Source organism: Phaeobacter sp. PT47_59, from assembly GCF_028890025.1.
In the GTDB taxonomy this organism is placed as follows: Bacteria; Pseudomonadota; Alphaproteobacteria; order Rhodobacterales; family Rhodobacteraceae; genus Phycobacter.
This window is the reverse complement of record NZ_JARCJL010000010.1, coordinates 98,623-123,646: the sequence shown is the minus strand read 5'-3', so window position 1 is coordinate 123,646 and position 25,024 is coordinate 98,623. Positions and strand designations below refer to the sequence as shown.

28 protein-coding genes and 1 pseudogene are annotated in these 25,024 nt (G+C 63.4%); 16 read left to right on the top strand and 13 right to left on the bottom strand.

Annotated elements, in window-relative coordinates; genetic code table 11:
* Positions 1 to 53 precede the first annotated feature (53 nt).
* The 5 genes from PXK01_RS11605 to PXK01_RS11585 all read left to right on the top strand — a co-directional run bounded on the left by PXK01_RS11605 (position 54) and on the right by PXK01_RS11585 (position 4,257).
* Entirely contained in the window at positions 54 to 959 is a 906-nt protein-coding gene (locus tag PXK01_RS11605; RefSeq protein WP_274860140.1) for a formate dehydrogenase accessory sulfurtransferase FdhD, read from the top strand.
* 112 nt (positions 960 to 1,071) lie between these two features.
* Positions 1,072 to 1,707, top strand: coding sequence for a molybdenum cofactor guanylyltransferase MobA (mobA, locus tag PXK01_RS11600; protein WP_274860139.1), 636 nt, complete (start codon positions 1,072 to 1,074; stop codon positions 1,705 to 1,707).
* Positions 1,704 to 2,195 carry a molybdopterin-guanine dinucleotide biosynthesis protein B gene (mobB, locus tag PXK01_RS11595; RefSeq protein WP_274849099.1) on the top strand — a complete coding sequence of 164 codons (492 nt, stop codon included), beginning with the start codon at positions 1,704 to 1,706 and terminating at the stop codon, positions 2,193 to 2,195. The genes mobA and mobB overlap by 4 nt, the downstream gene beginning before the upstream one ends.
* A complete protein-coding gene (locus PXK01_RS11590; RefSeq protein WP_274860138.1) occupies positions 2,192 to 3,004 on the top strand; it encodes a molybdopterin guanine dinucleotide synthesis in 813 nt (270 codons plus the stop codon). Before mobB ends, PXK01_RS11590 begins: the two co-directional genes overlap by 4 nt.
* Positions 3,001 to 4,257, top strand: a complete 1,257-nt coding sequence (locus tag PXK01_RS11585) for a molybdopterin-binding protein (protein ID WP_274860137.1) — start codon at positions 3,001 to 3,003, stop codon at positions 4,255 to 4,257. Before PXK01_RS11590 ends, PXK01_RS11585 begins: the two co-directional genes overlap by 4 nt.
* 235 nt (positions 4,258 to 4,492) lie before the next feature.
* On the opposite strand, the gene PXK01_RS11580 is transcribed toward PXK01_RS11585, so the two are convergent.
* From PXK01_RS11580 to PXK01_RS11565, 4 genes are all read right to left on the bottom strand, one after another.
* Entirely contained in the window at positions 4,493 to 5,515 is a 1,023-nt protein-coding gene (locus PXK01_RS11580; protein ID WP_446728446.1) for a hypothetical protein, read from the bottom strand.
* 20 nt (positions 5,516 to 5,535) lie between these two features.
* On the bottom strand, positions 5,536 to 6,006 hold the full coding sequence (gene greA / locus PXK01_RS11575) for a transcription elongation factor GreA (RefSeq protein WP_274849103.1): 471 nt from the start codon (positions 6,004 to 6,006) through the stop codon (positions 5,536 to 5,538).
* Positions 6,007 to 6,198: 192 nt separating this feature from the next.
* The gene (locus PXK01_RS11570; RefSeq protein WP_274860136.1) at positions 6,199 to 6,354 is read right to left on the bottom strand and encodes a hypothetical protein; all 156 of its coding nucleotides are present in this window, start codon (positions 6,352 to 6,354) and stop codon (positions 6,199 to 6,201) included.
* Positions 6,332 to 6,712, bottom strand: a complete 381-nt coding sequence (locus PXK01_RS11565; RefSeq protein ID WP_274860135.1) for a VOC family protein — start codon at positions 6,710 to 6,712, stop codon at positions 6,332 to 6,334. The genes PXK01_RS11570 and PXK01_RS11565 overlap by 23 nt, the downstream gene beginning before the upstream one ends.
* Positions 6,713 to 6,806: 94 nt before the next feature.
* On the opposite strand from PXK01_RS11565, the gene soxR reads away from it, so the two are divergent.
* From soxR to PXK01_RS11545, 4 genes are all read left to right on the top strand, one after another.
* Positions 6,807 to 7,310 (top strand): redox-sensitive transcriptional activator SoxR, encoded by a 504-nt coding sequence (soxR, locus tag PXK01_RS11560; protein ID WP_274860134.1) that lies wholly within the window; start codon positions 6,807 to 6,809, stop codon positions 7,308 to 7,310.
* Between the two features lie 173 nt (positions 7,311 to 7,483).
* Entirely contained in the window at positions 7,484 to 9,133 is a 1,650-nt protein-coding gene (locus PXK01_RS11555; protein WP_274860133.1) for an electron transfer flavoprotein-ubiquinone oxidoreductase, read from the top strand.
* A gap of 172 nt (positions 9,134 to 9,305) precedes the next feature.
* On the top strand, positions 9,306 to 11,045 hold the full coding sequence (locus tag PXK01_RS11550; RefSeq protein ID WP_274849108.1) for a tetratricopeptide repeat protein: 1,740 nt from the start codon (positions 9,306 to 9,308) through the stop codon (positions 11,043 to 11,045).
* On the top strand, positions 11,035 to 11,880 hold the full coding sequence (locus PXK01_RS11545) for a 4-(cytidine 5'-diphospho)-2-C-methyl-D-erythritol kinase (RefSeq protein WP_274860132.1): 846 nt from the start codon (positions 11,035 to 11,037) through the stop codon (positions 11,878 to 11,880). The genes PXK01_RS11550 and PXK01_RS11545 overlap by 11 nt, the downstream gene beginning before the upstream one ends.
* A 290-nt stretch (positions 11,881 to 12,170) precedes the next feature.
* Here the strand turns inward: PXK01_RS11545 and PXK01_RS11540 are convergent, their stop codons facing one another.
* Positions 12,171 to 13,169 carry a polyprenyl synthetase family protein gene (locus PXK01_RS11540; RefSeq protein ID WP_274860191.1) on the bottom strand — a complete coding sequence of 333 codons (999 nt, stop codon included), beginning with the start codon at positions 13,167 to 13,169 and terminating at the stop codon, positions 12,171 to 12,173.
* A 57-nt stretch (positions 13,170 to 13,226) separates the two neighbouring features.
* Here PXK01_RS11540 and PXK01_RS11535 point away from each other — a divergent pair, with 57 nt between their 5' ends.
* The 3 genes from PXK01_RS11535 (at position 13,227) to PXK01_RS11525 (ending at position 14,685) form a co-directional block, all read left to right on the top strand.
* The gene (locus tag PXK01_RS11535; RefSeq protein WP_274849110.1) at positions 13,227 to 13,442 is read left to right on the top strand and encodes a putative signal transducing protein; all 216 of its coding nucleotides are present in this window, start codon (positions 13,227 to 13,229) and stop codon (positions 13,440 to 13,442) included.
* Entirely contained in the window at positions 13,439 to 14,215 is a 777-nt protein-coding gene (locus PXK01_RS11530; protein WP_274860131.1) for a tRNA1(Val) (adenine(37)-N6)-methyltransferase, read from the top strand. Before PXK01_RS11535 ends, PXK01_RS11530 begins: the two co-directional genes overlap by 4 nt.
* A 290-nt stretch (positions 14,216 to 14,505) precedes the next feature.
* Positions 14,506 to 14,685: a YdcH family protein gene (locus tag PXK01_RS11525; RefSeq protein WP_274849112.1), complete on the top strand. Its 180-nt coding sequence runs from the start codon at positions 14,506 to 14,508 to the stop codon at positions 14,683 to 14,685.
* Positions 14,686 to 14,775: 90 nt separating this feature from the next.
* Here the strand turns inward: PXK01_RS11525 and PXK01_RS11520 are convergent, their stop codons facing one another.
* On the bottom strand, positions 14,776 to 15,723 hold the full coding sequence (locus PXK01_RS11520; RefSeq protein ID WP_274860130.1) for a transcriptional regulator GcvA: 948 nt from the start codon (positions 15,721 to 15,723) through the stop codon (positions 14,776 to 14,778).
* 114 nt (positions 15,724 to 15,837) lie between these two features.
* Between PXK01_RS11520 and PXK01_RS11515 the strand changes: the two genes are divergently transcribed.
* The gene (locus tag PXK01_RS11515) at positions 15,838 to 15,984 is read left to right on the top strand and encodes a hypothetical protein (RefSeq protein WP_274849114.1); all 147 of its coding nucleotides are present in this window, start codon (positions 15,838 to 15,840) and stop codon (positions 15,982 to 15,984) included.
* A gap of 79 nt (positions 15,985 to 16,063) precedes the next feature.
* Here the strand turns inward: PXK01_RS11515 and phbB are convergent, their stop codons facing one another.
* From phbB to PXK01_RS11485, 6 genes are all read right to left on the bottom strand, one after another.
* The gene (gene phbB, locus PXK01_RS11510; protein ID WP_274849115.1) at positions 16,064 to 16,786 is read right to left on the bottom strand and encodes an acetoacetyl-CoA reductase; all 723 of its coding nucleotides are present in this window, start codon (positions 16,784 to 16,786) and stop codon (positions 16,064 to 16,066) included.
* A gap of 190 nt (positions 16,787 to 16,976) precedes the next feature.
* Positions 16,977 to 18,152: an acetyl-CoA C-acetyltransferase gene (locus PXK01_RS11505; RefSeq protein WP_274849116.1), complete on the bottom strand. Its 1,176-nt coding sequence runs from the start codon at positions 18,150 to 18,152 to the stop codon at positions 16,977 to 16,979.
* A gap of 262 nt (positions 18,153 to 18,414) precedes the next feature.
* Positions 18,415 to 19,254 carry an EAL domain-containing protein gene (locus PXK01_RS11500; protein WP_274849117.1) on the bottom strand — a complete coding sequence of 280 codons (840 nt, stop codon included), beginning with the start codon at positions 19,252 to 19,254 and terminating at the stop codon, positions 18,415 to 18,417.
* A 132-nt stretch (positions 19,255 to 19,386) separates the two neighbouring features.
* The gene (locus PXK01_RS11495) at positions 19,387 to 20,334 is read right to left on the bottom strand and encodes a sterol desaturase family protein (RefSeq protein ID WP_274849118.1); all 948 of its coding nucleotides are present in this window, start codon (positions 20,332 to 20,334) and stop codon (positions 19,387 to 19,389) included.
* Positions 20,335 to 20,347: 13 nt separating this feature from the next.
* Entirely contained in the window at positions 20,348 to 20,734 is a 387-nt protein-coding gene (locus PXK01_RS11490) for a hypothetical protein (protein ID WP_274849119.1), read from the bottom strand.
* Positions 20,735 to 20,818: 84 nt separating this feature from the next.
* The gene (locus PXK01_RS11485; RefSeq protein ID WP_274849120.1) at positions 20,819 to 21,382 is read right to left on the bottom strand and encodes a TlpA disulfide reductase family protein; all 564 of its coding nucleotides are present in this window, start codon (positions 21,380 to 21,382) and stop codon (positions 20,819 to 20,821) included.
* A gap of 20 nt (positions 21,383 to 21,402) precedes the next feature.
* On the opposite strand from PXK01_RS11485, the gene argH reads away from it, so the two are divergent.
* Positions 21,403 to 22,797, top strand: coding sequence for an argininosuccinate lyase (gene argH, locus PXK01_RS11480; RefSeq protein ID WP_274860129.1), 1,395 nt, complete (start codon positions 21,403 to 21,405; stop codon positions 22,795 to 22,797).
* A gap of 95 nt (positions 22,798 to 22,892) precedes the next feature.
* Positions 22,893 to 23,069 carry a hypothetical protein gene (locus PXK01_RS11475; protein ID WP_274860128.1) on the top strand — a complete coding sequence of 59 codons (177 nt, stop codon included), beginning with the start codon at positions 22,893 to 22,895 and terminating at the stop codon, positions 23,067 to 23,069.
* A gap of 724 nt (positions 23,070 to 23,793) precedes the next feature.
* Here the strand turns inward: PXK01_RS11475 and PXK01_RS21980 are convergent.
* Positions 23,794 to 24,216, bottom strand: a pseudogene (locus tag PXK01_RS21980) (NAD(P)H-binding protein); the annotation flags it as partial.
* 149 nt (positions 24,217 to 24,365) lie between these two features.
* Here PXK01_RS21980 and PXK01_RS11465 point away from each other — a divergent pair.
* Complete coding sequence (locus PXK01_RS11465) at positions 24,366 to 24,989, top strand: TetR/AcrR family transcriptional regulator (RefSeq protein WP_274860126.1); 624 nt, start codon at positions 24,366 to 24,368, stop codon at positions 24,987 to 24,989.
* Positions 24,990 to 25,024: the final 35 nt, after the last annotated feature.

The window sequence follows — 25,024 nt, the reverse complement described above, 5'->3', positions numbered from 1 at the left end:
TAACTTGTGGCCGTCCTGAAGTGCGCCGCACCAATGGGCTGCCGCACAGGCCTATGGGGGATCGGGGAGGTTTGCAATTGGCAAAAGCCAAAGAACACGAAGACTATATCATCGCGCCTGCGCCGCAGAACGCGCGGCTGACCCGTGCCGTGACCGGCGTTGACCACACCGGCGCCACCAGCGAGATTTCCGTGGTCGAGGAACGCCCGCTCACCATCTACCTGAACCGGCAGGAAATCGTCACCGCAATGACCATCGGGGACTACCCGGAATACCTGGCGCTGGGATTTCTGCGCAATCAGGGCATGCTGCGCGACGACGATGTGATCACCCGCGTCGATTTCGATGAAGAGCTGGAAACCGTGGTGGTGCGCACCGAGGTGGAAACCTCCTACGAGGAAAAGCTGCAGAAGAAGACTCGCACCTCGGGCTGCGCGGTGGGCACTGTCTTTGGCGACATGATGGAGGGGCTCGAGGAGGTGCGCCTGCCCGCCACGCCCGTGCGCAGCTCCTGGCTTTATGCGCTGGCCCATAAGATCAACCGCACGCCGTCCCTGTACCTTGAGGCGGGCGCGATCCACGGCACGGTGCTGTGCCACCAGGATCGCCCGTTGGTTTATATGGAGGACGTGGGCCGCCACAACGCGGTGGACAAGATCGCGGGCTGGATGCTGTCGACGGGCAGCGATCCGTCGGACAAGATCCTCTACACCACCGGGCGGCTGACCTCGGAGATGGTGATCAAGACGGCGATGATGGGCATTCCGGTGCTGGTCTCCCGCTCGGGCTTTACCGCCTGGGGGGTAGAGATCGCCCGCGAGGTTGGTCTCACCCTCATTGGCCGGATGCGCGGGCAGCGGTTCATCTGCCTGTCGGGCGAGGACCGTCTGGAGCGCGACGTGGACCCGGCATCCATGCCGCAGGAAGACAGGAAACATCGCAGGAAGAGCGCGGGATGAGGGCAACGAGAGGGCAGGGACCGTCCGCGGGCGGAAGCGAAGCGCCCGCCCATGGGGGGCGGACGGGCGCTGCCCGGCCTGTCGGCCGAGCAAAATGGAAGAGGATACCGGCATGACCAAACCTCTTGGCGTAATCCTTGCAGGCGGTCTGGCCACCCGTATGGGCGGTGGTGACAAGGGGCTCTTGCACATCGGCGGGCATAGCCTTCTGTCCCGCGTGATCGACCGGCTGTCGCCGCAGGTGGCGGGCGTCGCGCTCAACGCCAATGGCGATCCGGACCGCTTTGCCGATCTCGGTCTGCCGGTGGTGGCCGACAGCATCGAAGGCTTTGCCGGGCCACTGGCGGGCGTGTTGGCGGGGCTCGACTGGGCCGCCGAACAAGGCGCCGAGGCCATCGTGACCGCTGCCGCCGATACGCCCTTCTTCCCGACCGATCTGGTGGAGCGGCTGGTTGCAGCCTCGGCGGGGCAGGCGTATCCGCTGGTGCTGGCGACCACGCCGCGCACCGGGGAGGAGCTGAAATCCGGCGGGCGCAGCCGCGTCAATCGCCACCCCACATTTGGCCTTTGGCCGGTGGCCCTGCGCGATGATCTGCGCGCGGCGCTGACGGATGGTCTGCGCAAGGTTGTCTTGTGGACCGATGCCCACGGCGGGCGCGAGGCGCTGTTTGACGCCGACCCTTTTGATCCCTTTTTCAACGTGAACACGCCCGAGGATCTGGCGCGTGCGGAAAGATTTCTGACATGAAGATTTACGGAGTGACCGGCTGGAAGAACGCCGGAAAAACAGGCCTGATGGAGCGCCTGGTGGCCGAATTCTGTGCCCGCGGCCTGACGGTTTCCACCCTGAAACATGCCCATCACAGCACCGAGGTGGACCGGCCCGGCACCGACAGTCACCGCCACCGCGAAGCGGGTGCCTCGGAGGTGCTCTTGGCCTCGCCCAACCGGGTTGCGATCATGCAGGAGCTGCGCGGCGCGCCGGAACCTTCGTTCACCGAGCTCTTGTCCCGGATGCGCCCCGTCGATCTGGTGCTGGTCGAAGGCTTCAAGCGCGAGCCGCACCCCAAGATCGAAGCCTATCGCACCAGTGCGGGCAACCCGCTGATCGCTCCCGGTGATCCTACGATCCGGGCTGTGGCCGCTGATATCTCCCTTGATCTGGACCGGCCTGTCTTCGACCTGGATGACACAGGCGCGATTGCCGATTTCATCGCCGGTGAACTGGGCTTGTGACGGGGTTTGATACCTTCGCGATGGTGGATTGGTCCGGCGGCAACGATACCGGAGCCGCCCCGGGCAAGGATGCCATCTGGGCCTGTGCGGCCAATTCCGGGGGCGCTGACGACCCTCGGTATTTTCGCAACCGCCAGCTGGTCGAGGACTGGCTGTGCGATCGTATCGAAACTGCACTGCATCTCAACGAGCGGCTCTGCCTGGGCTTTGATTTCCCCTTTGCCTATCCGGCGGGCTTTGCCAAGGCCCTGACCGGGCAGACGGATCCGCTGGCCCTGTGGGACTGGTTCGAGGCGCGGATCGAGGATGCGCCGGGGGCCAACAACCGCTTTGATATCGCAGGTGAGATCAATCGCCGCTTTGGCGGGCAGGGGCCGTTCTGGGGCAATGGGCTCAAGCGCGACATAGACGGGCTGCCGCGCACCAAGCGCAGCTACCGAAACCCCTTTGCCGAGCGGCGCCGGGTGGAACAGGTGACACGGGGAACCTCCACCTGCTGGCAGATGTCCGGGGCCGGATCCGTGGGTGGCCAGGTGATGATGGGGCTGCCTGTCCTGGCCCGTCTGCGCCGCCGCTTTGCGGGCCATGTCGCTGCCTGGCCTTTCGAGCCTTTGGACAGCCCCGTGGCCCTGGTCGAGATCTGGCCATCCCTGACGGTTTCAAAGGCGCCGGATCATTGGATCAAGGATGCCTGGCAGGTGCAGCAGGTGGCACTGGAACTCGCCCGCCGCCCTGTGGCAGAACTGAACCGGATGCTTGATGTCACAGCGCCCGAAGAGGGCTGGATCCTGGGAGTGGAGCCGATATGACCTTGAAACCGCCCCCCTTGCGGGATGATTGCTTCGCCCTGCCGGCCGGGGTGCAGTGGACCCCTGTGGACGAGGCGCTGTCCCTGCTGCGCGAGCGGTTGCAGCCGGTCACCGGCGAAGAGATCCTGTCGCTGGATCAGGCGGTGGGCCGGGTACTGGCGCAGGATGTGGTGGCGCGGCGTTCGAACCCGCCGCAACCCAATACGGCCGTCGATGGCTACGGATTTGCCGGCCCCGTGCCCGAGGGCGCCCAGGTGATGGACCTCGTGGATGGCCGGGCCGCCGCGGGCGTGCCCTATGCGGGGGCGGTTCCTGCAGGCCAGGCGATCCGTATCCTAACCGGCGCCGCCCTGCCCGAAGGGGTCGATACGGTGATCCTGGAAGAGGATGTCACAAGTGACGGGCGGCAGGTCGCCTTTCATGGTCCCTTGAAGCGGGGCGCCAACACGCGCCGCGCTGGCGAGGATGTGGCGGCGGGCGATGTGATCCTGCCTGCGGGTCGGGTGGTGACACCGGCCGATCTGGCTCTGGCGGCCGCGACGGGCCTTGCGGAGCTGCCTCTGCGCAAGGCGTTGCGTGTCGGCGTTCTTTCCACCGGGGATGAGCTGCGCGAGGCGGGGGAGGCCGCCGGTCTGGGCCAGATCTATGATGCCAACCGCCCCATGCTCTTGGCGCTGCTAGGGCAGATGGGAGTGGTGCCGGTCGATCTGGGGCGTGTCGGCGATGATCGCGCCGCTCTGCGGGTCCGCCTGGATGCGGCCTCGGATCGGGTCGATCTGATCCTTACCAGTGGCGGGGCCTCGGCGGGGGATGAGGATCATGTGTCGGCGCTGCTGCGCGAGGCGGGCGCCATGCAGGAGTGGCGTATTGCCCTGAAGCCCGGCCGCCCGCTGGCGCTGGGTCTGTGGCAGGGGGTGCCGGTCTTCGGCCTGCCGGGCAATCCGGTCGCGGCGCTGGTCTGCACGCTGATCTTTGCGCGCCCCGCCATGGGGCTGCTGGCGGGCGCCGGATGGCAGGAACCGCAAGGTTTCGAGGTGCCTGCGGGTTTTGAGAAGCGCAAGAAACCGGGGCGGCGGGAGTACCTGCGTGCCCGGATTCGCGATGGCCGCGCGGAGGTGTTCAAATCCGAAGGTTCCGGACGGATCAGCGGTCTCAGTTGGGCCGAGGGGCTGGTGGAGATCGGCGATGGGGCGGCCCATATCCGGCCCGATGATCCGGTGCGCTTCCTCCCCTATGGCAGTTTTGCCCTCTAGAGAGCGGTGTCCGTTTGGCGGGGCGCTCCCGCCCGTTCAGCGTCATTGCAGGCAATGACCTTCACGGTTGGGCCGGGCGCCCTGCGGTGCAGGGCGTGGGACGGTTGCAGCCGCGCCGCGCATCGCGCGGCGCCGGGCCCAACGGGAGAGCGGCAATCACCTGATTGCTGCGATCCGGGCGGGAGCCTGCCGATTGTCGGCAAGACGCCTATGTCGGCGATTGCGGTGAAAAGGTTCAGTCGAAGGTGCCCGCGACACGGCCCACCAGCATGAAGGCGCGGGCGGTGCGGGTGTCGCCAAGGGCCGAGATCTCGCTATCGCTGGCCTCGGTCTCGAACTCGGTGAACATCTGGTCAAAGCGGCGCAGGAAGTGATGCGCCGCATCGCGGAAAATCGGGTCCTGCTTCATCCGGGCCGCTGTCAGCGCCAGCGAGGTCCGGTCCCGGATGCCGCCAAGGGCCGCCACTGCCCGGCCACGGGCGCCCTGCGCGAACTGGCGCCAGATCTCGGGGCGGGCCATGTCGGGGCGCAGGTCATCCATGTAGATGCCGTCCTGGCTGAGCAGGGTCAGCACGTCCTGCGCGGCCTGAATGACCTGGGCCGCCTTGCGATCCCTGAGCGCGGCGCGCAGGGCGGAGAACCCTTCTTCGTCCTCGGCGGTTTCCGGGAAATTGAGCGCGCGGATGAATTGGTCCAAGGCCAGCGGCGGGCTCATCTCGTCCGAGGGCGTGCCAAGCGCCAGCGTGCCCTGATCGGCGGCGGCCATCTGAGCGGCTTCGGCGGGGATCGCCGGGCGCGGCGCGCTTCGGCGGCTGCTCTGGAAGGTGGCCAGCGCGCTTTCGGTCTTGCGCGTCGCCTCGGCGATTTCCTCAAGCTTCTTGGCCACCGAAGGCTCTGCCACGGCCGAGGCCTGTTGCGCGTGGGTCAGGTAGCTGTGGCGCAGCCCGTCAATGGCCGAGTGCAGGCGCTGGGTCTCGGCGCGGATGATCCGCACCGAGCGCAGCAGCATGGCGCCCACCCACAAAAGAGCCACCGGCAGGACCACGGCCAGCGCGCCCAGCACCCAGTTGGTCCAGGCGCCGATGCCCGCGCCATCTTGCGGGATCAGCAGGTAGGCCGCCAGTGCAGCCAGAAGCCACAGCACCGCCAGCAGGATGGCGATCGTCTCGGCGCCGCCAAGGGCCGGGGGCGCCGATTGCTCCATCGTGCCAAAAGACTGGCCGGTGACGGGTTTCTTGCTGGGATCCTGTGCGGTCATGGCGGGCAGGGGCTCCCTTGTCAGGAATAGACGATACTCAAAATCTCATAGGCACGCTCTCCACCGGGAGTGCGCACCTCCACACTGTCGCCTTCGTCCTTGCCGATCAAGGCCCGGGCAATGGGGGATTTGATATTCAGGAGGCCTGCCTCGATATTGGCCTCATGTTCGCCCACGATCTGCCAGGTCTTCTCTTCGTCGGTGTCCTCGTCCACCACGGTGACCTTGGCGCCGAATTTCACCGCTCCCGACAGTTTCGCGGGGTCGATCACATCGGCAAGGCTGATGATCCCTTCCAACTCCTTGATGCGACCCTCGATGAAGGACTGTTTCTCGCGCGCCGAATGGTATTCGGCATTCTCCGACAGGTCGCCCAGTTCACGGGCTTCGGCGATGGCCTGGATGATGGCCGGGCGTTCGACGGATTTCAGGTTTTTCAATTCCGCTTCGAGGGCCTGAAAGCCCCTGGGCGTCATCGGGATCTTTTCCATGGTCTGGTCCGCTTTCGTCTGGTCGTTCGTTGTTTATGGTTCTTGTCTTTTGAACGTCGCAGCCCCGCCGCTGGTGCGACGGGGCATCGGCTCGTGCTGGCAATTACCTGACCCAATCGCGGGACCAAATGCAAGAGGGACCAGGGGCAGCGGGCGATGTTTTGCTGCCTGCACCGAGACTTGACGCCTGATTCAGCGCTTCGGCAGGCGACGGTGCGGCAGCGTGTCCGGCACCGGGACATGGGTTTCGATCCGCCAGAAACGGGCTTCCTCGTGCCCTTTTACGCGGGCTGTGGGTGCGCGCCGCGCGTCCAGGTCCATCAACTCAATCATATTGAACAAGCTCATATTCCACTCCTTCATTGTCCAGGAAATAGAAGCGCCGACCGGGTTCGTAATCGGCGTGGTTGATCGGGGTGAAGCCCGCCTCCTTCACGGCTTCCTCGGCACGGTCCAGATCATCGACGGTCAGGGCCAGGTGGTTGAGCGCGCCCTTGTTGCCGTAGCGGGGCAGCGGCTCTTTCAGATCTTCGGGCGGGGAATAGAGCGCCATGTAGCTGTCCTTGGATCCGACGTGGACCGCATAGCCGCCATGGATCGCGGGTCCCTCCCAGCGGATGTGCCAGCCAAAGACCTTTTCCATCCAGGCGGCAGTGGCGTGGGGGTCGGCGACGCAGACGTTGGCGTGTTCCAGAATGGCGGTCATGTCGAATCTCCTTTGCTATCCAGTGATCCCGGTGTAATTTCTAAACCTAACTTTAGATCAAGCTATTTTTTGCAACCGGCAGGAGGGATCCCAAATGGCAAAATCGGCGGGTGTTTCGATTGGCTACCTGGCAGAGCGCACCGGGCTCGCCGTTTCCGCCATCCGTTACTACGAGGCGCAGGGGTTGGTGGAACCCTGGCGCAACGCAGGCGGGCAGCGGCGGTTTCATCGCTCCGACCTGAGACGGCTCAGCTTCGTGATGATCGCGCAGCAGTTCGGGTTCTCCCTTCCCGACATCCGCGGCTTTCTCAAAAGCCTGCCGGGAGGGCGCACACCCACGCAGGAAGACTGGGCAGCGATTTCCACCGAATTTCGTGATCATCTGGACCGCAGAATCGAAACGCTGATGAAGCTGCGCGACAATTTGGACGGCTGTATCGGCTGTGGTTGCCTGTCCCTGCCCCGGTGCGCGCTCTATAATCCACAGGACCAGGCGGCAGAAAAGGGCTCTGGGCCGCGCTACCTGATGGGAGACAGGCCGGAAGCGGGGCCGGAAGCGGGGCCTGAGACGGGGCCAGAGGTGGAAAATGAGGGGTGAACCCTGGAAACGGGCACAATTTGCACTGAAAATCCCGTTCTTGGCGGACGTAACGCAGAGTATCCATTGACCTTGCCTTTCTGCAGCCGCTAAGCAACCGCGAAAGAAAATTGCGCCCAGGACCCTCTGTCCATCAGGGACAGACAAAAACGATAGCCAAGGAGCATACATCTATGGCCGAGATTGAACGCGAAGCGATGGAATACGACGTTGTGATCGTCGGGGCCGGCCCTGCTGGCCTGTCGGCGGCGATCCGTCTGAAACAGCTGGACAGCGACCTGGATGTCGTGGTGCTGGAAAAGGGTTCCGAAGTGGGCGCCCATATCCTGTCCGGCGCCGTGCTTGATCCCTGTGGCCTGGATGCGCTGATCCCGGACTGGAAGGACAAGGGCGCACCGTTGAACGTGCCCGTCGAGGAAGACAACTTCTACATGCTGGGCGAGGCGGGCGAGGTCCGTATCCCCAACTTCCCGATGCCGCCCCTGATGAACAACCACGGCAATTACATCGTCTCCATGGGCAATGTCTGCCGCTGGATGGCCGAACAGGCCGAAGAGCTGGGCGTCGAAATCTTCCCGGGCATGGCCTGTTCCGAGCTGGTCTACGGCGACAAGGGTGAAGTCAAAGGCGTGGTCGCCGGTGTCTTTGGGCTGGAAGCCGATGGTTCCTATGGCCCCAACACCGAGCCGGGCATGGAGCTGCACGGCAAGTATGTCTTCCTGTCGGAAGGTGTGCGCGGGTCGCTGTCGAAAGAGGTGATCGCCAAATACGGCCTGTCTGACGGCAAGGATCCGCAGAAATACGGCGTCGGCATGAAAGAGATCTGGGAGATCGACCCGGCCAAGCACAAGCAAGGCACCGTCACCCACACCATGGGCTGGCCGCTGAACTCCAATGCGGGCGGTGGTTCCTTCATCTATCACCTGGACAACAACCAAGTTTACGTCGGTTTCGTGGTTCACCTGAACTACAAGAATCCGCATCTCTACCCCTACATGGAGTTCCAGCGCTTCAAGCATCACCCGATGGTGGCCGAGCTCTTGAAGGGCGGCAAGCGCGTCGCCTATGGCGCCCGTGCCATCACCGAGGGCGGCTACCAGTCGCTGCCGAAACTGACCTTCCCCGGCGGCGCTCTGCTGGGGTGTTCCGCAGGCATGGTCAACGTGCCGCGCATCAAGGGCAACCACAATGCCATGCTCTCGGGCAAGGCAGCCGCCGAAGCCGCCTATGAGATGATCAAGGCCGAGACCACCGATCAGGAACTGACCGCCTATGAGGCCGAGGTGCGCAATGGCGCCATCGGCAAGGACCTGAAGATGGTGCGCAACGTCAAGCCGATGTGGTCGAAGTGGGGCCTCACCGCCTCGCTGATGCTCGGTGGCTTGGACATGTGGACCAACAACATTCTGGGCCTGTCCCTGTTCGGCACCCTGAGCCATGGCAAGAATGACGCCGAGGCGACCGAAGAGGCCAGCAAGCACAAGCCGATCGATTACCCGAAACCCGATGGCACCCTGTCGTTTGATCGTCTGACCAACGTGTCCTTTGCGATGACCAACCACGAGGAAAGCCAGCCCTGCCACCTGCGTCTTGGCAATGCGGATACGCCGATCTCGGTCAACCTGCCCAAGTTCGACGAACCGGCGCAGCGCTATTGCCCGGCCGGCGTCTACGAGGTGGTGGAAAAGGACGGCAAGCCCGAGTTCGTGGTGAACTTCCAGAACTGCGTGCATTGCAAGACCTGCGATATCAAGGACCCGAGCCAGAACATCACCTGGACCACGCCGCAGGGCGGTGACGGGCCGAATTACCCGAACATGTAAGCCGGGATGGGGACAACCCGGTCATGGATGCGGGAATAGGCTCCATTCTGCTTGGAAATAACGTAAAATTGGGGCGCCCTGACGGGCGCCCCATTGCGTGTCGGGACCCTGCGGACTAGCTTTGTTCTCAACAACACGCCTTTTGCTACCAAATACTCTTGGGGAGATCCCGGTGCCGGTTCACACTCTTCGTTCCCTGTCCTCCACAGCGCTGGTCGCGCTTGCGGTGACGCTGACCTCCCCATTGGCCCTTGCGGCACCGCTCAAGGCGGACGGTCTGGCCGGCGCCTATCTTGCCGGGCGCGCTGCCACTTATGACAGCGATTTTTCGGCCCAGGCGGAGTATTATACCCGCGCCCTGGTGCGCGATCCGCAGAACCCGGTGCTGATGGAGAATGTTGTCTTTGCCCAGCTGGTGCAGGGGCATATGAAACAAGCCATTCCGGTGGCGCAGCGGCTCTGGCAGATGGAGCTGCGCAGCCAGGCCGCCAATATGGTCATGGTCGGGGATTTCGCCCAGCGGGGCGCCTTTGTCGATATCCTGGCGCGGGATCTGGCGATCCGCGATATCCACCCGCTGGTGGATGGGCTGCTGAACGCCTGGGCGCATATGGGAGAGGGCGCGGTCTCGGCGGCGATGCAGAGCTTTGACGCCTTGGCCGAGGATCAGAACCTGCGCCCCTATGTGCACTATCATCAGGCGCTCGCCCTGGCCTCTGTCGGGGATTACAAGGGCGCCGAGGAGATGTTCGCGGCCAATGATGGCCAACTGACCCGGCTGTCGCGGCAATCGGTTCTGGCGCGGTTGCAGATCCTGTCGCAACTGGGAGAGAACGCAAGGGCGCTGGAGGTCTTGAACGATGCCTTCGGCACCGCCTTCGATCCCGCCCTGGCCGATATCCGCGCCCGGTTGGAAGCCGGAGATCCCCTCGGCTTTACCATGGCGGCCACTCCGGTGGAGGGGATTGCCGAGGTGTTTTTCACCATGGGATCCGCGCTCAATGGTCAGCAGCCCGGGGACTATGTGCTGATGTATGCCCGCATGGCGGCGGCGCTGAACCCGGCCCATGTGGATGCGGTACTGCTTTCGGCGGAGCTGCTGGATGATCTGGGGCGTTTCCCGCTGTCGATTGCCACCTACAAACAGGTGCCGCGGGATCATCCCGACTACTATGCTGCGGAAATGGGGCGGGCTGAGGCGCTGCGCCGCTCGGCCAAGCCGGATGCCGCCGCAGAGGTGCTGACCCAGCTGACCGACAGCTACCCGGACCTGCCGCAGGTTCATGTCAGCCTCGGCGATCTGCTGCGTCAGGAAGAGGATTATGCAGGCGCCGTTGCCGCCTATGACAAGGCCCTGTCGCTGACGCCCGAGGCGGCCAGCAGCCGCTGGTTCCTCTATTATGCGCGTGGCATCTCGCATGAACGGTTGGATCTCTGGGATAAGGCCGAAGCGGATTTCCGCGCCTCTCTCGCGCTGCAGCCGGATCGCCCGCAGGTGTTGAACTATCTCGGCTATTCCCTGGTGGAAAAGCGCAAGAACCTGGATGAGGCCCTCGACATGATCGAGCGCGCCGTCGCGGCGCGGCCCGACTCCGGCTATATCGTCGATTCGCTGGGCTGGGTCCTCTACCGTCTGGGCCGCTACGACGAGGCCGTCGGCCATATGGAGCGCGCGGTGGAGCTGATGCCGGTGGATCCAGTGGTCAACGATCACCTGGGCGATGTCTTCTGGGCGGTGGGGCGCAAGCGGGAGGCGGAATTCCAGTGGAAACGCGCCCTGTCCTTCATCCGCTCGGGCGAAGGCGATGGTGAGGCCGATCCCGACCGGATCCGTCGCAAGCTGGAAGTCGGGCTGGATCAGGTGCTGCATGAAGAAGGCGCCGAGCCCTTGAAGGTGGCCAATGGCGGTTGAGGCTTTCGCCCCGGCCAAGATCAACCTCACCCTGCATGTGACCGGCCAGCGCGCCGATGGCTACCACCTGCTCGATTCCCTGGTGGGGTTCTGCGATCTGGGCGATGTGATCCGCGTTCGCCCTGCCGATGATCTGTCGTTGAAGGTCACCGGGCCGCGGGCCGCAGGCGTGCCGACGGATGGAGCGAACCTGGTGCTGCGCGCGGCCGAACTGATACGGCCTGCGGGCCAAGGCGCGGAGATCACCCTGGAAAAGCACCTGCCTGCCGCAGCCGGAATCGGCGGTGGCTCGTCCGATGCGGCAGCGGCCCTGCGGGCGCTGGCGCAGCTTTGGCGGGTGGAACTGCCAGGGCAGGAGGCGCTTTTGTCCCTTGGCGCCGACGTCCCCGTCTGTATGGCGCCCGGGGCCTGGCGCATGCAGGGAATTGGCGAGGAACTGACCCGGCTGCCCGCTTTGCCGCCTTGCGAGATCCTTCTGGTCAATCCGGGCGTGTCGGTTGCCACCCCGTCGGTGTTTCGAGGGCTGACCAGCCGACAGAATGACCCCATGCCGCAGGTCTTGCCGCGCTGGAGGGATGCGGCGGAATTGGCGGGCTGGCTGTCGATGCAGCGCAACGATTTACAGGCGCCTGCGATTTCGGCGCAGCCGGTGATCGCGACGGTGCTGCAGGCCTTGCAGGCGAGCAAAGCCCTGTTTTCAGCCATGTCCGGCTCCGGTGCCACCTGTTTTGCGCTCTATGATGCGGAGAGTGGACAGGCTGGGCGGGCAGCAGAGGCCATTCGCGCCGCCTATCCGGACTGGTGGGTGATGTCTGGTCGGGTGTTGTCGCAGTGAAAGCGGTGGCCCTCCCGTGCCTTTGGCGCAGCATCGAAGATGCAGCACAAAGCCTTGGGCCAGGCAGCGCGCCTGCGGCGCGCTGTCTTGGAGTGTGCTGAGAGGCACCTGAGGAACAGGTCTGCTCCTCAGGTGCCCGTTCGAGGGTAAACCCCCATGGCTCGCCTCAAGGGCAAGCCGCGCGATGCGCGGAGGCTGACGCCTCCCTTGACCCGATCCATGGGAAAAGGAAGGCGGCCCGAGGGCCGCCATTTCAGCGCTTCACTGTGGATTTTGTGCAGGCAGGGAGTTTAGTGCAGGCGGGCGACCACGTAATCGGCCAGATCGTGCAGCATCTGCCGGATCGGGTGCTCTGGCAGCGTGGTGAGCGCCTGTTTGGCCTTGTCGGCCCAGGCAACCGCATCGCGTCGGGTGGCGTCAAGCGTGCCGTATTTCGCCATCAGCGACAGGGCGTGATCCAGATCGCCGTCTTCCTGACGCCCCTTTTCAATGGTGCGGGTCCAGAAGGCACGTTCGTCTTCGCTGGCCTGTGCGACCGCCTTGATCACCGGCAGGGTCAGCTTGCGCTCGCGGAAATCGTCGCCCACATTCTTGCCGGTCGCCTTGCTGTCGCCCTGGTAATCCAGCAGATCGTCGGCGATCTGGAAGGCAATTCCAAGCGCATCGCCATAGTCGAACAGCGCCTTGATCTGGGCCTCATCCACCCCCGCGATGACGCCGCCGACCTCGGTTGCTGCCGAGAACAGCGCCGCTGTCTTACCGCGTACCACCTGCAGATAGATGGCCTCGTCGGTCTTGAGGTCGGTGGCCGCCGTCATCTGCAGCACTTCGCCCTCGGCAATGGTGGCCGAGGCGTTGGCCAAGATATCCAGCACGCGCAGCGATCCGGTTTCGACCATCAGCTGGAAGCTGCGGGCAAAGAGATAGTCGCCCACCAGGACCGAGCTCTTGTTGTCCCACAGAAGATTCGCCGTGGGGCGGCCGCGACGCTGGCCGCTTTCGTCGACCACATCGTCGTGCAAGAGGGTCGCGGTGTGGATGAATTCCACCGTGGCGGCCAGTTTGACGTGATTGTCGCCCTGATAACCGCACAGGCGCGCGGCGGCCAGGGTCAGCATGGGGCGCAGGCGCTTGCCGCCGGCCTCGACCAGATGCGCGGTCACTTCCGGAATGCGTGGCGCATGTTCGGAGGCCATGCGGGTGCGGATCAGCCCATTGACCGCATCCATTTCGTCGCTGAGGGTCGCTGCCAGCATCTCGTGCGGCTTCTGCGTCATGACTTGGTCCATCACATTCCCGGCTTTCACGCTCGACAAGGGTGTACCCTTGCTCTTAGATCCATCCCCATGAAGGAACTTCTGCGCAGCACAGATCCAACCGTCCTGGCCTTTGCCTCCGCCCTTCTTGAGGGAGAGGATATAGACTGCTTTCAGGTGGACGTAAACATGAGCATCCTCACCGGTGGGATCGGGGCTATTCCGCGGCGGCTGCTGGTGCATCCGGACGATTACGATCCGGCACTGCGGGTCATGCGGGACAATGATATCCCGTTGGGACGATGAGCGGATTTGCCGACAGCGATCTGACCTGCAACGATTTTCTGGGCGGGCGGGTGCGGCTCTATCAGCCAGTCAAAGGCTATCGCGCGGGCGTTGATCCTGTGCTTCTGGCTGCCAGTGTCTGCGCCTCAGAAGGGGATAGCGTGCTTGAACTGGGCTGCGGTGCGGGGCAGGGGCTGCTTTGCCTCGGTGCGCGGGTGGCGGGGCTGTCGCTGACAGGGGTCGAACTGCAGGCGGCCTATGCGGATCTTGCCCGCCGCAACGGGGCGCTGAACGGGCAGGTGGTCGAGGTGATCGAGGCAGATCTGGCCGCATTGCCCGCCCCCCTGCGGCAGCGCCAGTTTTCCCATGTCATCGCAAACCCGCCCTATTACCGCGCCGGGGGGCATAGCCCGTCACAGGATGCCGGGCGGCGCATTGCGCTCGGGGAGGAAACCCCGCTTGCCGCCTGGATCGAAGTCGCGGCCAAACGGCTGGCTCCGCGTGGCTACCTGCATATGATCCAGCGCGCGGACCGTTTGCCGGATATGCTGCAGGCCTGCGCGGGGCGGCTTGGCGCGCTAGAGGTGCTGCCACTGGCGCCACGGCACGGGAAAGACGCCGAACTGGTGATCCTGCGGGCCCGCAAGGGAGGGAGGGCGGCGTTTCGCCTGCATGCGCCCGTGATCCTGCACGAAGGCGCCCGCCACGAAAGGGATGGCGACAGTTATACGGCGAAGATATCCGCTGTGCTGCGACAGGGGGCGCCTTTGCGCTGGCCGCAGGAGCGGCCGTGATTCAAACGCTGTGATGTCAGCGCAAGCCCGGCCAGACAGGCCATCTGACCCGGTTCGTAGAGATCGCGCATATGGATATGCCGCCCCCTCCTTTCAAGCGCTGCCTATGCGTTTTACGAGGCGATTGCGCCCTTTTTGCCGTTTTCCGCGCCCGATTTTGGCGGTCTTTGGCCTATGCGACAATTTGATGACAAAACCATGCGTCTGCGGCGTGACAGAAGCAATTTCTTATGCTCCACTCGAACTGTCCTGCGTGTGCAGGGCGCATCTTGCTTATAAGGAGGAACGGCATGAGCCTCAGCTCTCATCTGACTGAACTGAAGAAGAAGCACGAGCACCTCAGCATGGAAGTCGAACAGGCCCAACGCGCACCCAGCGCCGATGGTCTGGAAGTCGCCGCCATGAAAAAGCAGAAACTGAAGCTCAAGGAAGAGATTGAGCGATTGTCGACGGCAGAACTGGCGCATTGATACGCCGCTGATCGGAAGACGGAATTGAAGCTGGGGCTGCCATATCTGGCGGCCCTTTTGTATTCTTGAGCGCCATCGCGCAGAACGGGATCAGCGACGGGGGATCTCTTCGACCGGGATGATGTCGAAACTGTCCGAGACGTAAGAGGTTTTCTCGATCTCGCCCATGAACCAGTCGCGGAAGGCCTTGATCTGCGGGCGCCCCTCTGTGCCATGGGCGCAGACAAAGCGAAACCGCCCCTGGGATTCGATGGCGGTCTTGAAGGGGGCGACCAGGCGCCCGGCGTGCAGATCGGTCACCACCATGGCGCGGCGCCCAAGAGCGACACCGGCGCCGGTCAGGGCCGCATCCACCGCGTGATCGGCCTGGGAGAAATGCGCGCCGTGGCTAGGGGCGAAATCGATGCCGACGCTGGCAAACCAGGCGGGCCAGTCACAGGGCGGCTCCAGAAAGCTGAGCGACTCGTCAAACAAGAGCGGCGCCTCGGTCAGGCTTTCGGGGGTGGTGTATTTCTCGGCAAGTTCCGGCGTCATCACCGGCGTCATCCACTCCTTGCGCAGGGGCAGGGACCAGAGACCTTCATCTGGGCCGACACCGAAGCGGATCGCCACATCCACCTCGTCGCGCTGGAAATCCATCACCCTGAGTGTCGCGGAGAACCGCAAGTCGATCTCGGGGTGGGCGCGGGCGAATTCGTAAAGCCGCGGCGCCAGCCATTTGGCGGTAAAGCCAGGCCCGGCCGTCACCGTCAGCGTGCTGTTGTCCTGAAGCCGCCGGGTGGCGCGCCAGGCGTCGCCCAGGATTTCAAAGCCTTCCGACGCGCCCGGCGCCAGGGTGCGCCCGGCCTCGGTCAGTTCCACCGCGCGGTTCAGGCGGCGAAACAGCGGCGCGCCGAGGTGCTCTTCAAGTGATTTGATCTGAAAGGACAGGGCGGCGGGGGTGACGTTCAGTTCCTCTGCCGCCTTGGCAAAGGACATGTGGCGGGCAGCGGCATCAAAGGCACGCAGGGCGGTCAAAGGTGGCAGGCGATCAGGCATGTCAGATAAGTAATACTTAATTGAAGTGGTGAAAAGTCTCGTTTGTCAGTTTTGTTTGCGTGTTCCATATAGGTATCAGGTTAAAGATGCTGATCCGAAACGGAGGTTTGCAAGATGGAATACACAGCCAATGCCGATATCAAACTGGCCATGCAGCGTGCCCATGCGGAGCGCGGTCAGGTTCTGAAATCCTTCTGGGCGCTGCTGTTTCACCGCCGCAAGCCCGGTCTGGTTCGCACAGGAGTTTCCCGCTGGGCATAGCGCGCATGTCCTTACGGGATTAGAAAAGGGCCGGTCCTGATGGACCGGCCCTTGCTTGTTTGGTTGTGGCGGGCGTCGATCAGACGAAGAACTGACCGCCGTTGGCCGAAATGGTCGAGCCGTTGATGAAACCGGCATCGTCGGAGGCCAGGAAGCTGACGCAGCGGGCGATTTCCTCGGGCTCGCCCAGGCGGCCGGTCGGGATCTGGCCGATGATCGATTCGCGGACCTTCTCCGGCACCGCCATCACCATTTCGGTGGCAATGTAGCCCGGGCAGATCGCGTTGGCGGTGATGCCTGCGCGCGCGCCTTCCTGGGCCAGGGATTTCACGATGCCCAGATCGCCGGCCTTGGTGGCGGCATAGTTCACCTGGGCAAACTGGCCCTTCTGACCGTTGATCGAGGAGATCACGATGATGCGGCCAAACTTGCGCTCGCGCATGCCGGGCCAGATCGGGTGGATGGTGTTGAACACGCCGGTCAGGTTGGTGTCGATGACCTGGTGCCACTGTTCGGGCGTCATCTTGTGGAAGGGGGCATCGCGGGTGATGCCTGCATTGGCGACGACAACGTCGATCGGGCCCAGCTCCGCCTCGACCTTTTCGATGCCTGCCTTGCTTTCCTCGTAGTCGCCGACATTCCACTTGTAGGTCTGGATGCCGGTTTCCTCGGTGAATTTGGCCGCGGCTTCGTCATTGCCGGCATAGGTGGCTGCGACGTTGTAGCCTTCGGCCTTCAGGGCTTTGGAAATTGCTGCGCCGATGCCGCGGGAGCCGCCGGTGACGAGTGCAGTACGTGCCATTAAGTCTTCCTCCAGTTCGAGATTCTCTCGGTAATCTTGCTACAGATTGGTATAGATGTACGCAACAATGTTGCGCAATGAATTTTTGCCGCACTGCCGCATAAATTGTCGCACATGCGGCAAGAGCTGGCTGAACCAATAAAAAGGGCGCCAAACCGGCGCCCTGTTCTATGTCAAACTGTGCAACAATTTACGGACGTTCCACGCACATGGCGACGCCCATGCCGCCCCCGATGCACAGGGTGGCAAGACCCTTCTTGGCGCCGCGCCGCTTCATTTCGAACAGCAGCGTGTTCAGAACCCGGCAGCCCGAGGCCCCGATGGGGTGGCCGATGGCGATGGCGCCGCCGTTGACATTGACGATGGCGGGATCCCAGCCCATTTCCTTGTTCACGGCGCAGGCCTGTGCCGCAAAGGCTTCGTTGGCCTCGACCAGATCCAGATCCGATGCGCTCCAGCCTGCCTTGTCCAGCGCCTTGCGCGAGGCGTAGATCGGGCCGACACCCATGATCGAGGGATCCAGACCTGCGGTCGCGTAAGATGCGATGCGGGCCAGCGGCTCGATGCCGCGCTTTTCGGCCTCATCGGCGCTCATCAGCAGGGTGGCGGCGGCGCCGTCATTGAGGCCGGATGCGTTAGCCGCGGTGACCGAGCCGTCCTTGGTGAAGGCGGGGCGCAGTTTCTGCATGGCTTCGATGGTGGCGCCGTGACGGATGTATTCGTCACTGTCCACCACGATGTCGCCCTTGCGGGTCTTCACGGTGAAGGGGGTGATCTCGTCGGCGAACTTGCCTGCCTTCTGGGCCGCTTCAGCCTTGTTCTGGGAGGCGACGGCGAACTCGTCCTGCTGATCCCGGGAGATCTGCCACTTCTCGGCAACATTCTCGGCGGTCTGGCCCATGTGGTAGCCGTTGAAGGCATCCCACAGACCGTCGCGGATCATGGTGTCGATATATTTCATGTCGCCCATCTTGTGGCCGGCACGCAGGTGGGCGGCATGGGGGCTGAGGGTCATGTTTTCCTGACCACCCGCGCAGACGATGGCGGCATCGCCCAGCTGGATGTGCTGAGCCCCCAGGGCCACGGCGCGCAGGCCCGAACCGCAGACCTGGTTGATGCCCCAGGCGGCGCTTTCGATGGGCAGGCCCGCGTTGATATGCGCCTGACGGGCGGGGTTCTGGCCCTGCGCCGCGGTCAGCACCTGGCCGAGAATGGTCTCGGACACTTCGCTCTTGTCGATACCGGCGCGGGCGACAACGGCCTCCAGCACGGCGGCGCCAAGATCATGAGCCGGGGTATTGGCGAACGAGCCGCCAAAGCTACCGACGGCGGTCCGCGCTGCGGATGCGATTACAACATTGGTCATTGATATGGTCCTCTGCCAACAAATGTCTCCGGGACAGTCACATCCAAAAGGGCGCTGATGAAATCAAAACCCCGCGATGGCCGACGTCCCTCCCTTATTCCTGGGCAGGCATAGCGCATTGCTGCACCTGCAGCAATCGACAGGGTGTCTCAGGCAGCTATGGAAAGTCAACCGGCGTAAATGCGGGCCTTTGACCATGTTGTGCAGGATACTGGCAGAAAGCTGCTGTGCAGCATTGCCGCAAGGAACGCAGGCTGCCGGATCAGGCGCGGTTGCGTTCTTTCAACTCTTCCAGCCAGGGCGGGCGGACGGTGGGGGCGCCAAAGAGGAAGCCCTGCAGGCAGTCGACCCCGATGGAGACCAGGAATTCCGCATCGGCCTCGGATTCCACCGACTCGGCCACCACCAGCATGTCGAACTGTTTCGCAATCCCGACCAGGGCGCAGGTCACCGCCTGATTGTCGGAGCTGGCGCTGACGCCGCGGATGAACTGCCCGTCGATCTTCACCGCATCGAAGAAGAAGTTGCGGAAATGCCCGATCGCCGTGGTGCCCGCGCCGAAGTTATCAAGCGCAAAGGCGATACCGTGCTTCTGCATGCGCTCCATGAAATCGATCACAAGTTCCGGGGTCGCCATGGCCGAGGCTTCGGAGATCTCCAGGATCAGGCGCTCACCGATGGTCGCGTCCTTCTTCAGGAACCGTTTGAGCACATCCATCCAGCGGCCATAGCCGATCGAGCGGGCCGACATGTTGACCGACAGGCGGATCTGGGGCGATTTGACGAGCGCTCTCAACCCGTGCTGCAGCGCCAGACAGTCCAGGGCGCGGCCGGTTTCGGTCTCTTCCACCACATGCATGAAGTCCCGCGCGGGGATCACCCGGCCGGTGGAATCAAGCACCCGGATATAGCCTTCGTAAAAGGCGGTCTGATGCGGCGGCAGCGCCTGCATGACCGGCTGGAAGGCCAGCATGGTCTGGTCGTGCAGCACCGCCTCGGTGACCATGTCCATGGTAGAGCGGTCACGGGAGACCACTGCGGCATTGAGAGGATTTTCCGAACCTTCCGGCAAGTCCGCCTTTTTCCAGCGATTTTGTGACACCGTGATTCCCCCGGCTTGATCCGTATCTGAGCAAATAATGCTTTGGATCGCACTTTCGGGCAAAAGGGTGAATCGAGGTTTAAGGTTACAATTTTATCAATTGCCTGGTGGTGGTTGGAACGCACCTTCGGGTCAGGCCGGGTCGCTGTGCTGTTCAAACCCCGGCGTGCCTCGGTCCTGGGGGTTGCGGGCCAGGTGCTTGGCCTTGATCGTGGCACTGGTGTCGCGGCTGCCATCGTGGCTGTAGCCGGGCGGGGCAAAGGCATAAAGCAGCCGTTGTTTCAGCGTGATGCCGGGCTGGGTCACATCGCGGAAAATGCCGACCCATTCGTGAAAGGCGACGCGCAGCGGGTTGAAGCTGCCGATGTTGTGGACAAGGCCATAATCGACCCGGTCGTCCTCTTGTTCCGGCACGAAGGTTCCGAACATCTTGTCCCAGATGATGAAGACGCCGGCATAGTTGCAATCCAGGTAGCGCGGGTTGCGCCCGTGGTGGGCGCGATGGTGGCTGGGGGTGTTCATTACCGCCTCGAACCAGCGCGGCATCTTGCCGATCGCCTCTGTGTGGATCCAGAACTGGTAGACAAGGTTGATGCCGCCCACGAACAGCACCAGGGCCGGGTGAAAGCCGATCAGCACCAGCGGCGCGCGCACCACCATCATGAAGGTGAAGGTATCGGTCCAGGTTTGCCGCAGCGCGGTGGTCAGGTTGTAGTGCTGGCTGGAATGGTGGTTCACATGGCTGGCCCAGACCCAGCGCACCCGGTGACCGAACCGGTGCACCCAGTAGTAGCGCAGATCATCCAGCACGAAACAGGCCACGATCGCCCAGATCGAGGTGCCCATGTCCAGCGGCGTCAGGCGCCACAGCAGCATGAAGAACCCCCAGGCGATGAAGCCCAGCACCAGCCCCACGGCGACGCTGCCGGCCCCCATGATCAGCGAGGTCAGGGAATCGCGGGTTTCATAACGCCCGCCACGCCCCTTGATGGCGATCCAAAGGAACTCTGCCAGGATCGCGGCAATGAAGAAGGGCACCGCATATTGGGTCACGTCGGGATAGGAGATCGTATTGCTCATGATGGGGCGCCTTTCAGGGGGATGTCATCAGCTGTTGCCAGCGGGCGCGCTCGGGCGGCGCAAGCGTGAGAGAGACACCGGGGGTGCCGAAGTCATGGAAATCCAGCCGCAGGCCCTTTGGGGTCTCCATCACGTCGAAATCAATGAGGTGACGCGCCACGGTATCGGCGCCAAAGGACCACAACAGGCCGGTGCCGGTGTCGGTTTGCACCAGGGCGGCATGGGTGTTTTCCGCCACCAGGATCTGGCGGACGTCGTCATCGGGGAAATGGCGGTGCCAGGCAGAGCGCGCATCTTCCGGCGACAGAACGGTCTGCGCCGAGCGGCCCGACAGGTGTAGGATCAGGATGACCAGGCTGACACCACTGACAACCATGATCAGCAGGATTTCTAACGGCATTGTCTCCTCCCGGCCCTCAGAATGAATCGGTCGGGAGGGAGCTGTCAAAGGTTGCGTTAGGTCAAGCTGGGCGGTTGTGGCGGATCAGGGGGTGGCGATCAGTTCCGCGATGATCGCCTTGGCGCTGTCGCTGTTCCACTCCGCATCTCCCAAGAGGCGCGCGACCTCTTGCCCGTCGCGGTCGATCAGCACGGTAATGGGCAGACCGATCACCGCCATGGTACGGGCCAGCGCCTGTTTGGGGTCGGTGTGCCGGGGCAGATTGGTGATGCCGTTCTCCTCAAAGAACTTGACGATGCCTGCAGGCGTGTTGCGCCCGGTGGCGATGGTCAGCACCTCGAAATCCTCGCCTCCGAATTCTTCCTGCAGTTCGGCGATCTGGGGCATTTCCTTGCGGCAGGGCGCGCACCAGGTGGCCCAGAAGTTCAACAGCACGATCTTACCCTTGTAATCGGCCAGGGTGGCGGTGCCGCCGTCATCTTCGAGGAAGAATTCCGCATCCGACACGGGCCGGGGTTCGCTGTGCACCACCAGGCGTTTCAGGCTGTCTGCACGCAGGGCTTCCAGCGTTGCAACATCTGCGGCCAAGGCGGCATTTGCACCCAAGCTCAGGGCCATATAAAGGGTGAGGTGACGAAACAGACGCATGTTATCTCCGGGGTTCAGCCATGACAGATCAATCCTCAAACCAGATGTGGGGCGGCCGCTTTGCCGCTGGCCCTGACGCGATCATGGAGGCAATTAATGCCTCGATCGGGTTTGACAAGCGTATGGCGGCCCAGGACATCGCAGGCTCAAGGGCCCATGCGGCGATGCTGGCCGCAACAGGCGTCATTACGGATAACGACGCGGAGGCCATTCGGGAAGGGCTGCTCACGGTCTTGTCAGAGATCGAAAGTGGCAGCTTCCAGTTCTCCACCGCGCTGGAAGACATCCACATGAACGTGGAGGCGCGCCTGAAGGAGATCATCGGAGAACCCGCCGGACGTCTGCACACCGGCCGCAGCCGCAACGATCAGGTGGCGACCGATTTCAAACTCTGGGTGCGCGATCAGTTTGACGCGGCCGAAAGCGGCCTGCTGGCCCTGATCCGCGCGCTTTTGGCCCAGGCCGAGGCGGGTGCGGATTGGGTGATGCCCGGTTTCACCCACCTGCAGACGGCGCAGCCCGTCACTTGGGGCCATCACATGATGGCCTATGTAGAAATGTTCGGCCGCGATCTGTCTCGCGTGCGCGATGCCCGTGCCCGGATGAATGAATCCCCCCTGGGGGCTGCGGCGCTGGCGGGCACCTCCTTCCCCATCGACCGGGAGATGACGGCACAGGCGCTGGGCTTTGACCGTCCGGCGGCAAACTCGCTCGATGCCGTATCGGACCGCGATTTCGCGCTGGAGTTCCTGTCCACCGCCTCGATCTGCGCGGTTCACCTCAGCCGCTTTGCCGAAGAGCTGGTGATTTGGTCCTCGGCGCAGTTCCGCTTTGTGACCCTGTCGGATCGCTTCTCCACCGGCTCCTCGATCATGCCGCAAAAGAAGAACCCCGATGCGGCGGAACTGATCCGCGCCAAGGTGGGCCGGATCTATGGTGCCAACACTGCGCTGATGATGGTGATGAAGGGGCTGCCGCTGGCCTATTCCAAGGACATGCAGGAAGACAAGGAACAGGTCTTTGACGCCGCCGACAACTGGATGCTCGCGCTGGCCGCGATGGAGGGCATGGTGAAGGACATGACCGCCAACCGCGACTCGCTGGCCGCCGCTGCCGGGTCCGGCTTCTCCACCGCCACCGATCTGGCCGACTGGCTGGTGCGGGTGCTGAAAGTGCCCTTCCGCGATGCCCACCATGTGACCGGCACCCTGGTTGCCATGGCCGAAAGCCGTGGCTGCGATCTGCCGGACCTTTCCCTTGAGGACATGCAGGGCGTTCATGCCGGGATCACCGAGGATATCTTCACCGTGCTGGGCGTCGAGAACTCGGTCAACTCGCGCATGTCCTACGGCGGCACCGCACCGGCACAGGTGCGGGCGCAGGTCGCCCGCTGGACCACGATGCTGGCAGGTTAAGCACGGATCTGCCGATCAGCGCCGCAGGGGCGCTTGCGATTGAACCGGTGGGCGACCATACTGAGGCCGCCCACCTGAGCCAAAGGACCGATCCGATGCGCATGCTTTTTCTCAGCCTGATCTCGGCCACGGCGCTTGCGGCCTGTGGCGTTGATGGAGAGCCGGTGCGCCCGTCGCTCAATGCCGGTGTTTCCATATCCAACAGTGGCGTTCATGCCGGTGGCAATGTCGGTGTCCAAAAGGGGCCTTTCCGCCTGCTATTGGGCCTTTGAATCGGGCCTGTGAAATAGGACTGTGACCTGGACCTGTGGACGCCGCGACCTGAAATGTGACAGGTTCGGTTGCGGTGGTGCGGACCTTCAAGGAGCGGCGTCATGACAGACCGCAGATGCAGGAAACAGTTTCTTCTGGTCCTTGGGCTCTGTGCCTTGGCGGCTTGTGAACCCCAGGGTCATAGATCCCCGCCCGGGCCTGAGAACAAGGCTTCCTCCAGTGGCGGTGTGTCGGTGTCCGGCTATGCCAGGGTCGGCATCTCTATCGGGGATTGAGCGCCACCAGCCGAGCGGCTTGATCGTTCGCGCATGAGGACCGGAAATGCGTTTCCAGCAGCCTTTGACCATGACAGGGGCCGATGGCATCCTGCTGGCAGGAGGTCAGGAAAAACTCGAACGGCCCCCAGACGTGGCGCGGGGCAAAGCGTTTCATCGCCGACAACACGGCCTTGCCCAGCCACAGGGGCAGGTGGGTGATCTTCGAGTGCTTGTTCAGCGCGAGAAAGGCAAGATCGGCGATCTGGTCGAGGCTCAGGATCTGGGGGCCGCCGATCTCCACATCCTCGGCGCCTGCCTCGATGTAGTCGAGCGCGGATCTTGCCAGGTCGCAGCCGTCAATCGGGTTGATGCGTACCGCCCCGTCGCCGATCAGCCAGACCCGGCCGCGGCGGGCCATCTCCAGGATCTCTTCCATGTCGGCGAAAAACCCATTCGGGCGGATCACGCAGCTCTTGAGCGGCGCCGTCTGCAGCGTGGCCACAAAGCGCGCCTTGGCCGCCACCAGATCAGAGGCAGGCGCGCCTCGGGTCAGCACATGCACATAGGCAAAGCGCGCCACACCTGCGTTGACCGCTTCTTTCAGCAGGTTGAGATTGGCCTGATAGTCCACATCCATGTAGCTGAGCCGGTCCGTCTGCCGGGTCAGCCCCAGGGCCGAGATCACCAGATCGACCCCTTCCATGATCCCGTTCAGGCTGTCTGGCTGCGTGGCTTTGGCTTCGACCAGCTGCACGCTTTCGGCAAAACCCGAGCGATCCGATTCCGCACGCACCAGCGCACGCACCCGGTAGCCGCGCGCCACCAGTTGTGCCACCAGGTGGCGTCCCAGATATCCCGTGGCTCCGGCAACAAATACAGTTTTGCCCATTTGTAACATTGACTCAAATCCATTTTTGACCAATTGGTCAGTTTCTGGCGGGCTATGTAAGAACTCCTTTGCTGACCCGCAAGTCATTTACCTGCCCGGGCGGCACAATTCCGCTATGCAGCAAGCGCAACAAGGTTGAAGGACCCGCGATGCCGAAGATCGTCGACAAGGAAAAAATGCGGGCTCAGATCCAGGCGGCGGCGCGGAGCTGCTTTATTCAGAAGGGTTATCACGCCACCCGGATGAGTGATGTGGCCAAGGCTGCGGGCCTCGCGAAGGGCACCCTGTACCTGTACTTTGACAGCAAGGATGAGCTGATCCTGTCCTTGGTGCAGGTGTTTTTTGATCGGATCAGGCAGGAAATCTCGGTGCTGCCCCGGCCACAAACCGCCGAGGCCTTTGTGGAGATCCTGCGCCAGGCGGTGACCATGCAGCAGCGGGAGATGACCGCGCTGATTTTCGAGGTGCTTGGCCCCGGCTTCACGGATCCGCGCGGCACCCAGATCATCGATGGCTTCTTTGACTGGCTGGCAGGGCACTGGGCCGAGCAGTTCGCCGATCTGGCCCGGAGGGGGCAGATCCGCAGCGGCAGTGATCCGCGGGCGCTGGCTCGGGCGGTGATCGCCATGCTGGACGGATTGTTCCTGCATCTGACCCTGTTCGATCCCGACAGCGACATCGCGACGGCGCGGCGCGAAGCGGCGCTGACGTTGATTGCGACAGGATTGCGCGGCGCAGAGGGCGCGGCGACCGGGATGCGGGCGGCGAGGTGAGACAATTCCATTGATCCGCCGCCCTCTTTTGGTCT

Bases quoted from the DNA above. Each gene is read 5' to 3' on its own strand.
- PXK01_RS11605 (WP_274860140.1), top strand. From the start codon at position 54: ATGGGGGATCGGGGAGGTTTGCAATTGGCAAAAGCCAAAGAACACGAA.
- mobA (WP_274860139.1), top strand. From the start codon at position 1,072: ATGACCAAACCTCTTGGCGTAATCCTTGCAGGCGGTCTGGCCACCCGT.
- mobB (WP_274849099.1), top strand. From the start codon at position 1,704: ATGAAGATTTACGGAGTGACCGGCTGGAAGAACGCCGGAAAAACAGGC.
- PXK01_RS11585 (WP_274860137.1), top strand. From the start codon at position 3,001: ATGACCTTGAAACCGCCCCCCTTGCGGGATGATTGCTTCGCCCTGCCG.
- PXK01_RS11580 (WP_446728446.1), bottom strand. From the start codon at position 5,515: ATGACCGCACAGGATCCCAGCAAGAAACCCGTCACCGGCCAGTCTTTT.
- greA (WP_274849103.1), bottom strand. From the start codon at position 6,006: ATGGAAAAGATCCCGATGACGCCCAGGGGCTTTCAGGCCCTCGAAGCG.
- PXK01_RS11570 (WP_274860136.1), bottom strand. From the start codon at position 6,354: ATGAGCTTGTTCAATATGATTGAGTTGATGGACCTGGACGCGCGGCGC.
- PXK01_RS11565 (WP_274860135.1), bottom strand. From the start codon at position 6,712: ATGACCGCCATTCTGGAACACGCCAACGTCTGCGTCGCCGACCCCCAC.
- soxR (WP_274860134.1), top strand. From the start codon at position 6,807: ATGGCAAAATCGGCGGGTGTTTCGATTGGCTACCTGGCAGAGCGCACC.
- PXK01_RS11555 (WP_274860133.1), top strand. From the start codon at position 7,484: ATGGCCGAGATTGAACGCGAAGCGATGGAATACGACGTTGTGATCGTC.
- PXK01_RS11545 (WP_274860132.1), top strand. From the start codon at position 11,035: ATGGCGGTTGAGGCTTTCGCCCCGGCCAAGATCAACCTCACCCTGCAT.
- PXK01_RS11540 (WP_274860191.1), bottom strand. From the start codon at position 13,169: ATGGACCAAGTCATGACGCAGAAGCCGCACGAGATGCTGGCAGCGACC.
- PXK01_RS11535 (WP_274849110.1), top strand. From the start codon at position 13,227: ATGAAGGAACTTCTGCGCAGCACAGATCCAACCGTCCTGGCCTTTGCC.
- PXK01_RS11530 (WP_274860131.1), top strand. From the start codon at position 13,439: ATGAGCGGATTTGCCGACAGCGATCTGACCTGCAACGATTTTCTGGGC.
- PXK01_RS11525 (WP_274849112.1), top strand. From the start codon at position 14,506: ATGAGCCTCAGCTCTCATCTGACTGAACTGAAGAAGAAGCACGAGCAC.
- PXK01_RS11520 (WP_274860130.1), bottom strand. From the start codon at position 15,723: ATGCCTGATCGCCTGCCACCTTTGACCGCCCTGCGTGCCTTTGATGCC.
- PXK01_RS11515 (WP_274849114.1), top strand. From the start codon at position 15,838: ATGGAATACACAGCCAATGCCGATATCAAACTGGCCATGCAGCGTGCC.
- phbB (WP_274849115.1), bottom strand. From the start codon at position 16,786: ATGGCACGTACTGCACTCGTCACCGGCGGCTCCCGCGGCATCGGCGCA.
- PXK01_RS11505 (WP_274849116.1), bottom strand. From the start codon at position 18,152: ATGACCAATGTTGTAATCGCATCCGCAGCGCGGACCGCCGTCGGTAGC.
- PXK01_RS11495 (WP_274849118.1), bottom strand. From the start codon at position 20,334: ATGAGCAATACGATCTCCTATCCCGACGTGACCCAATATGCGGTGCCC.
- PXK01_RS11490 (WP_274849119.1), bottom strand. From the start codon at position 20,734: ATGCCGTTAGAAATCCTGCTGATCATGGTTGTCAGTGGTGTCAGCCTG.
- PXK01_RS11485 (WP_274849120.1), bottom strand. From the start codon at position 21,382: ATGCGTCTGTTTCGTCACCTCACCCTTTATATGGCCCTGAGCTTGGGT.
- argH (WP_274860129.1), top strand. From the start codon at position 21,403: ATGACAGATCAATCCTCAAACCAGATGTGGGGCGGCCGCTTTGCCGCT.
- PXK01_RS11475 (WP_274860128.1), top strand. From the start codon at position 22,893: ATGCGCATGCTTTTTCTCAGCCTGATCTCGGCCACGGCGCTTGCGGCC.
- PXK01_RS11465 (WP_274860126.1), top strand. From the start codon at position 24,366: ATGCCGAAGATCGTCGACAAGGAAAAAATGCGGGCTCAGATCCAGGCG.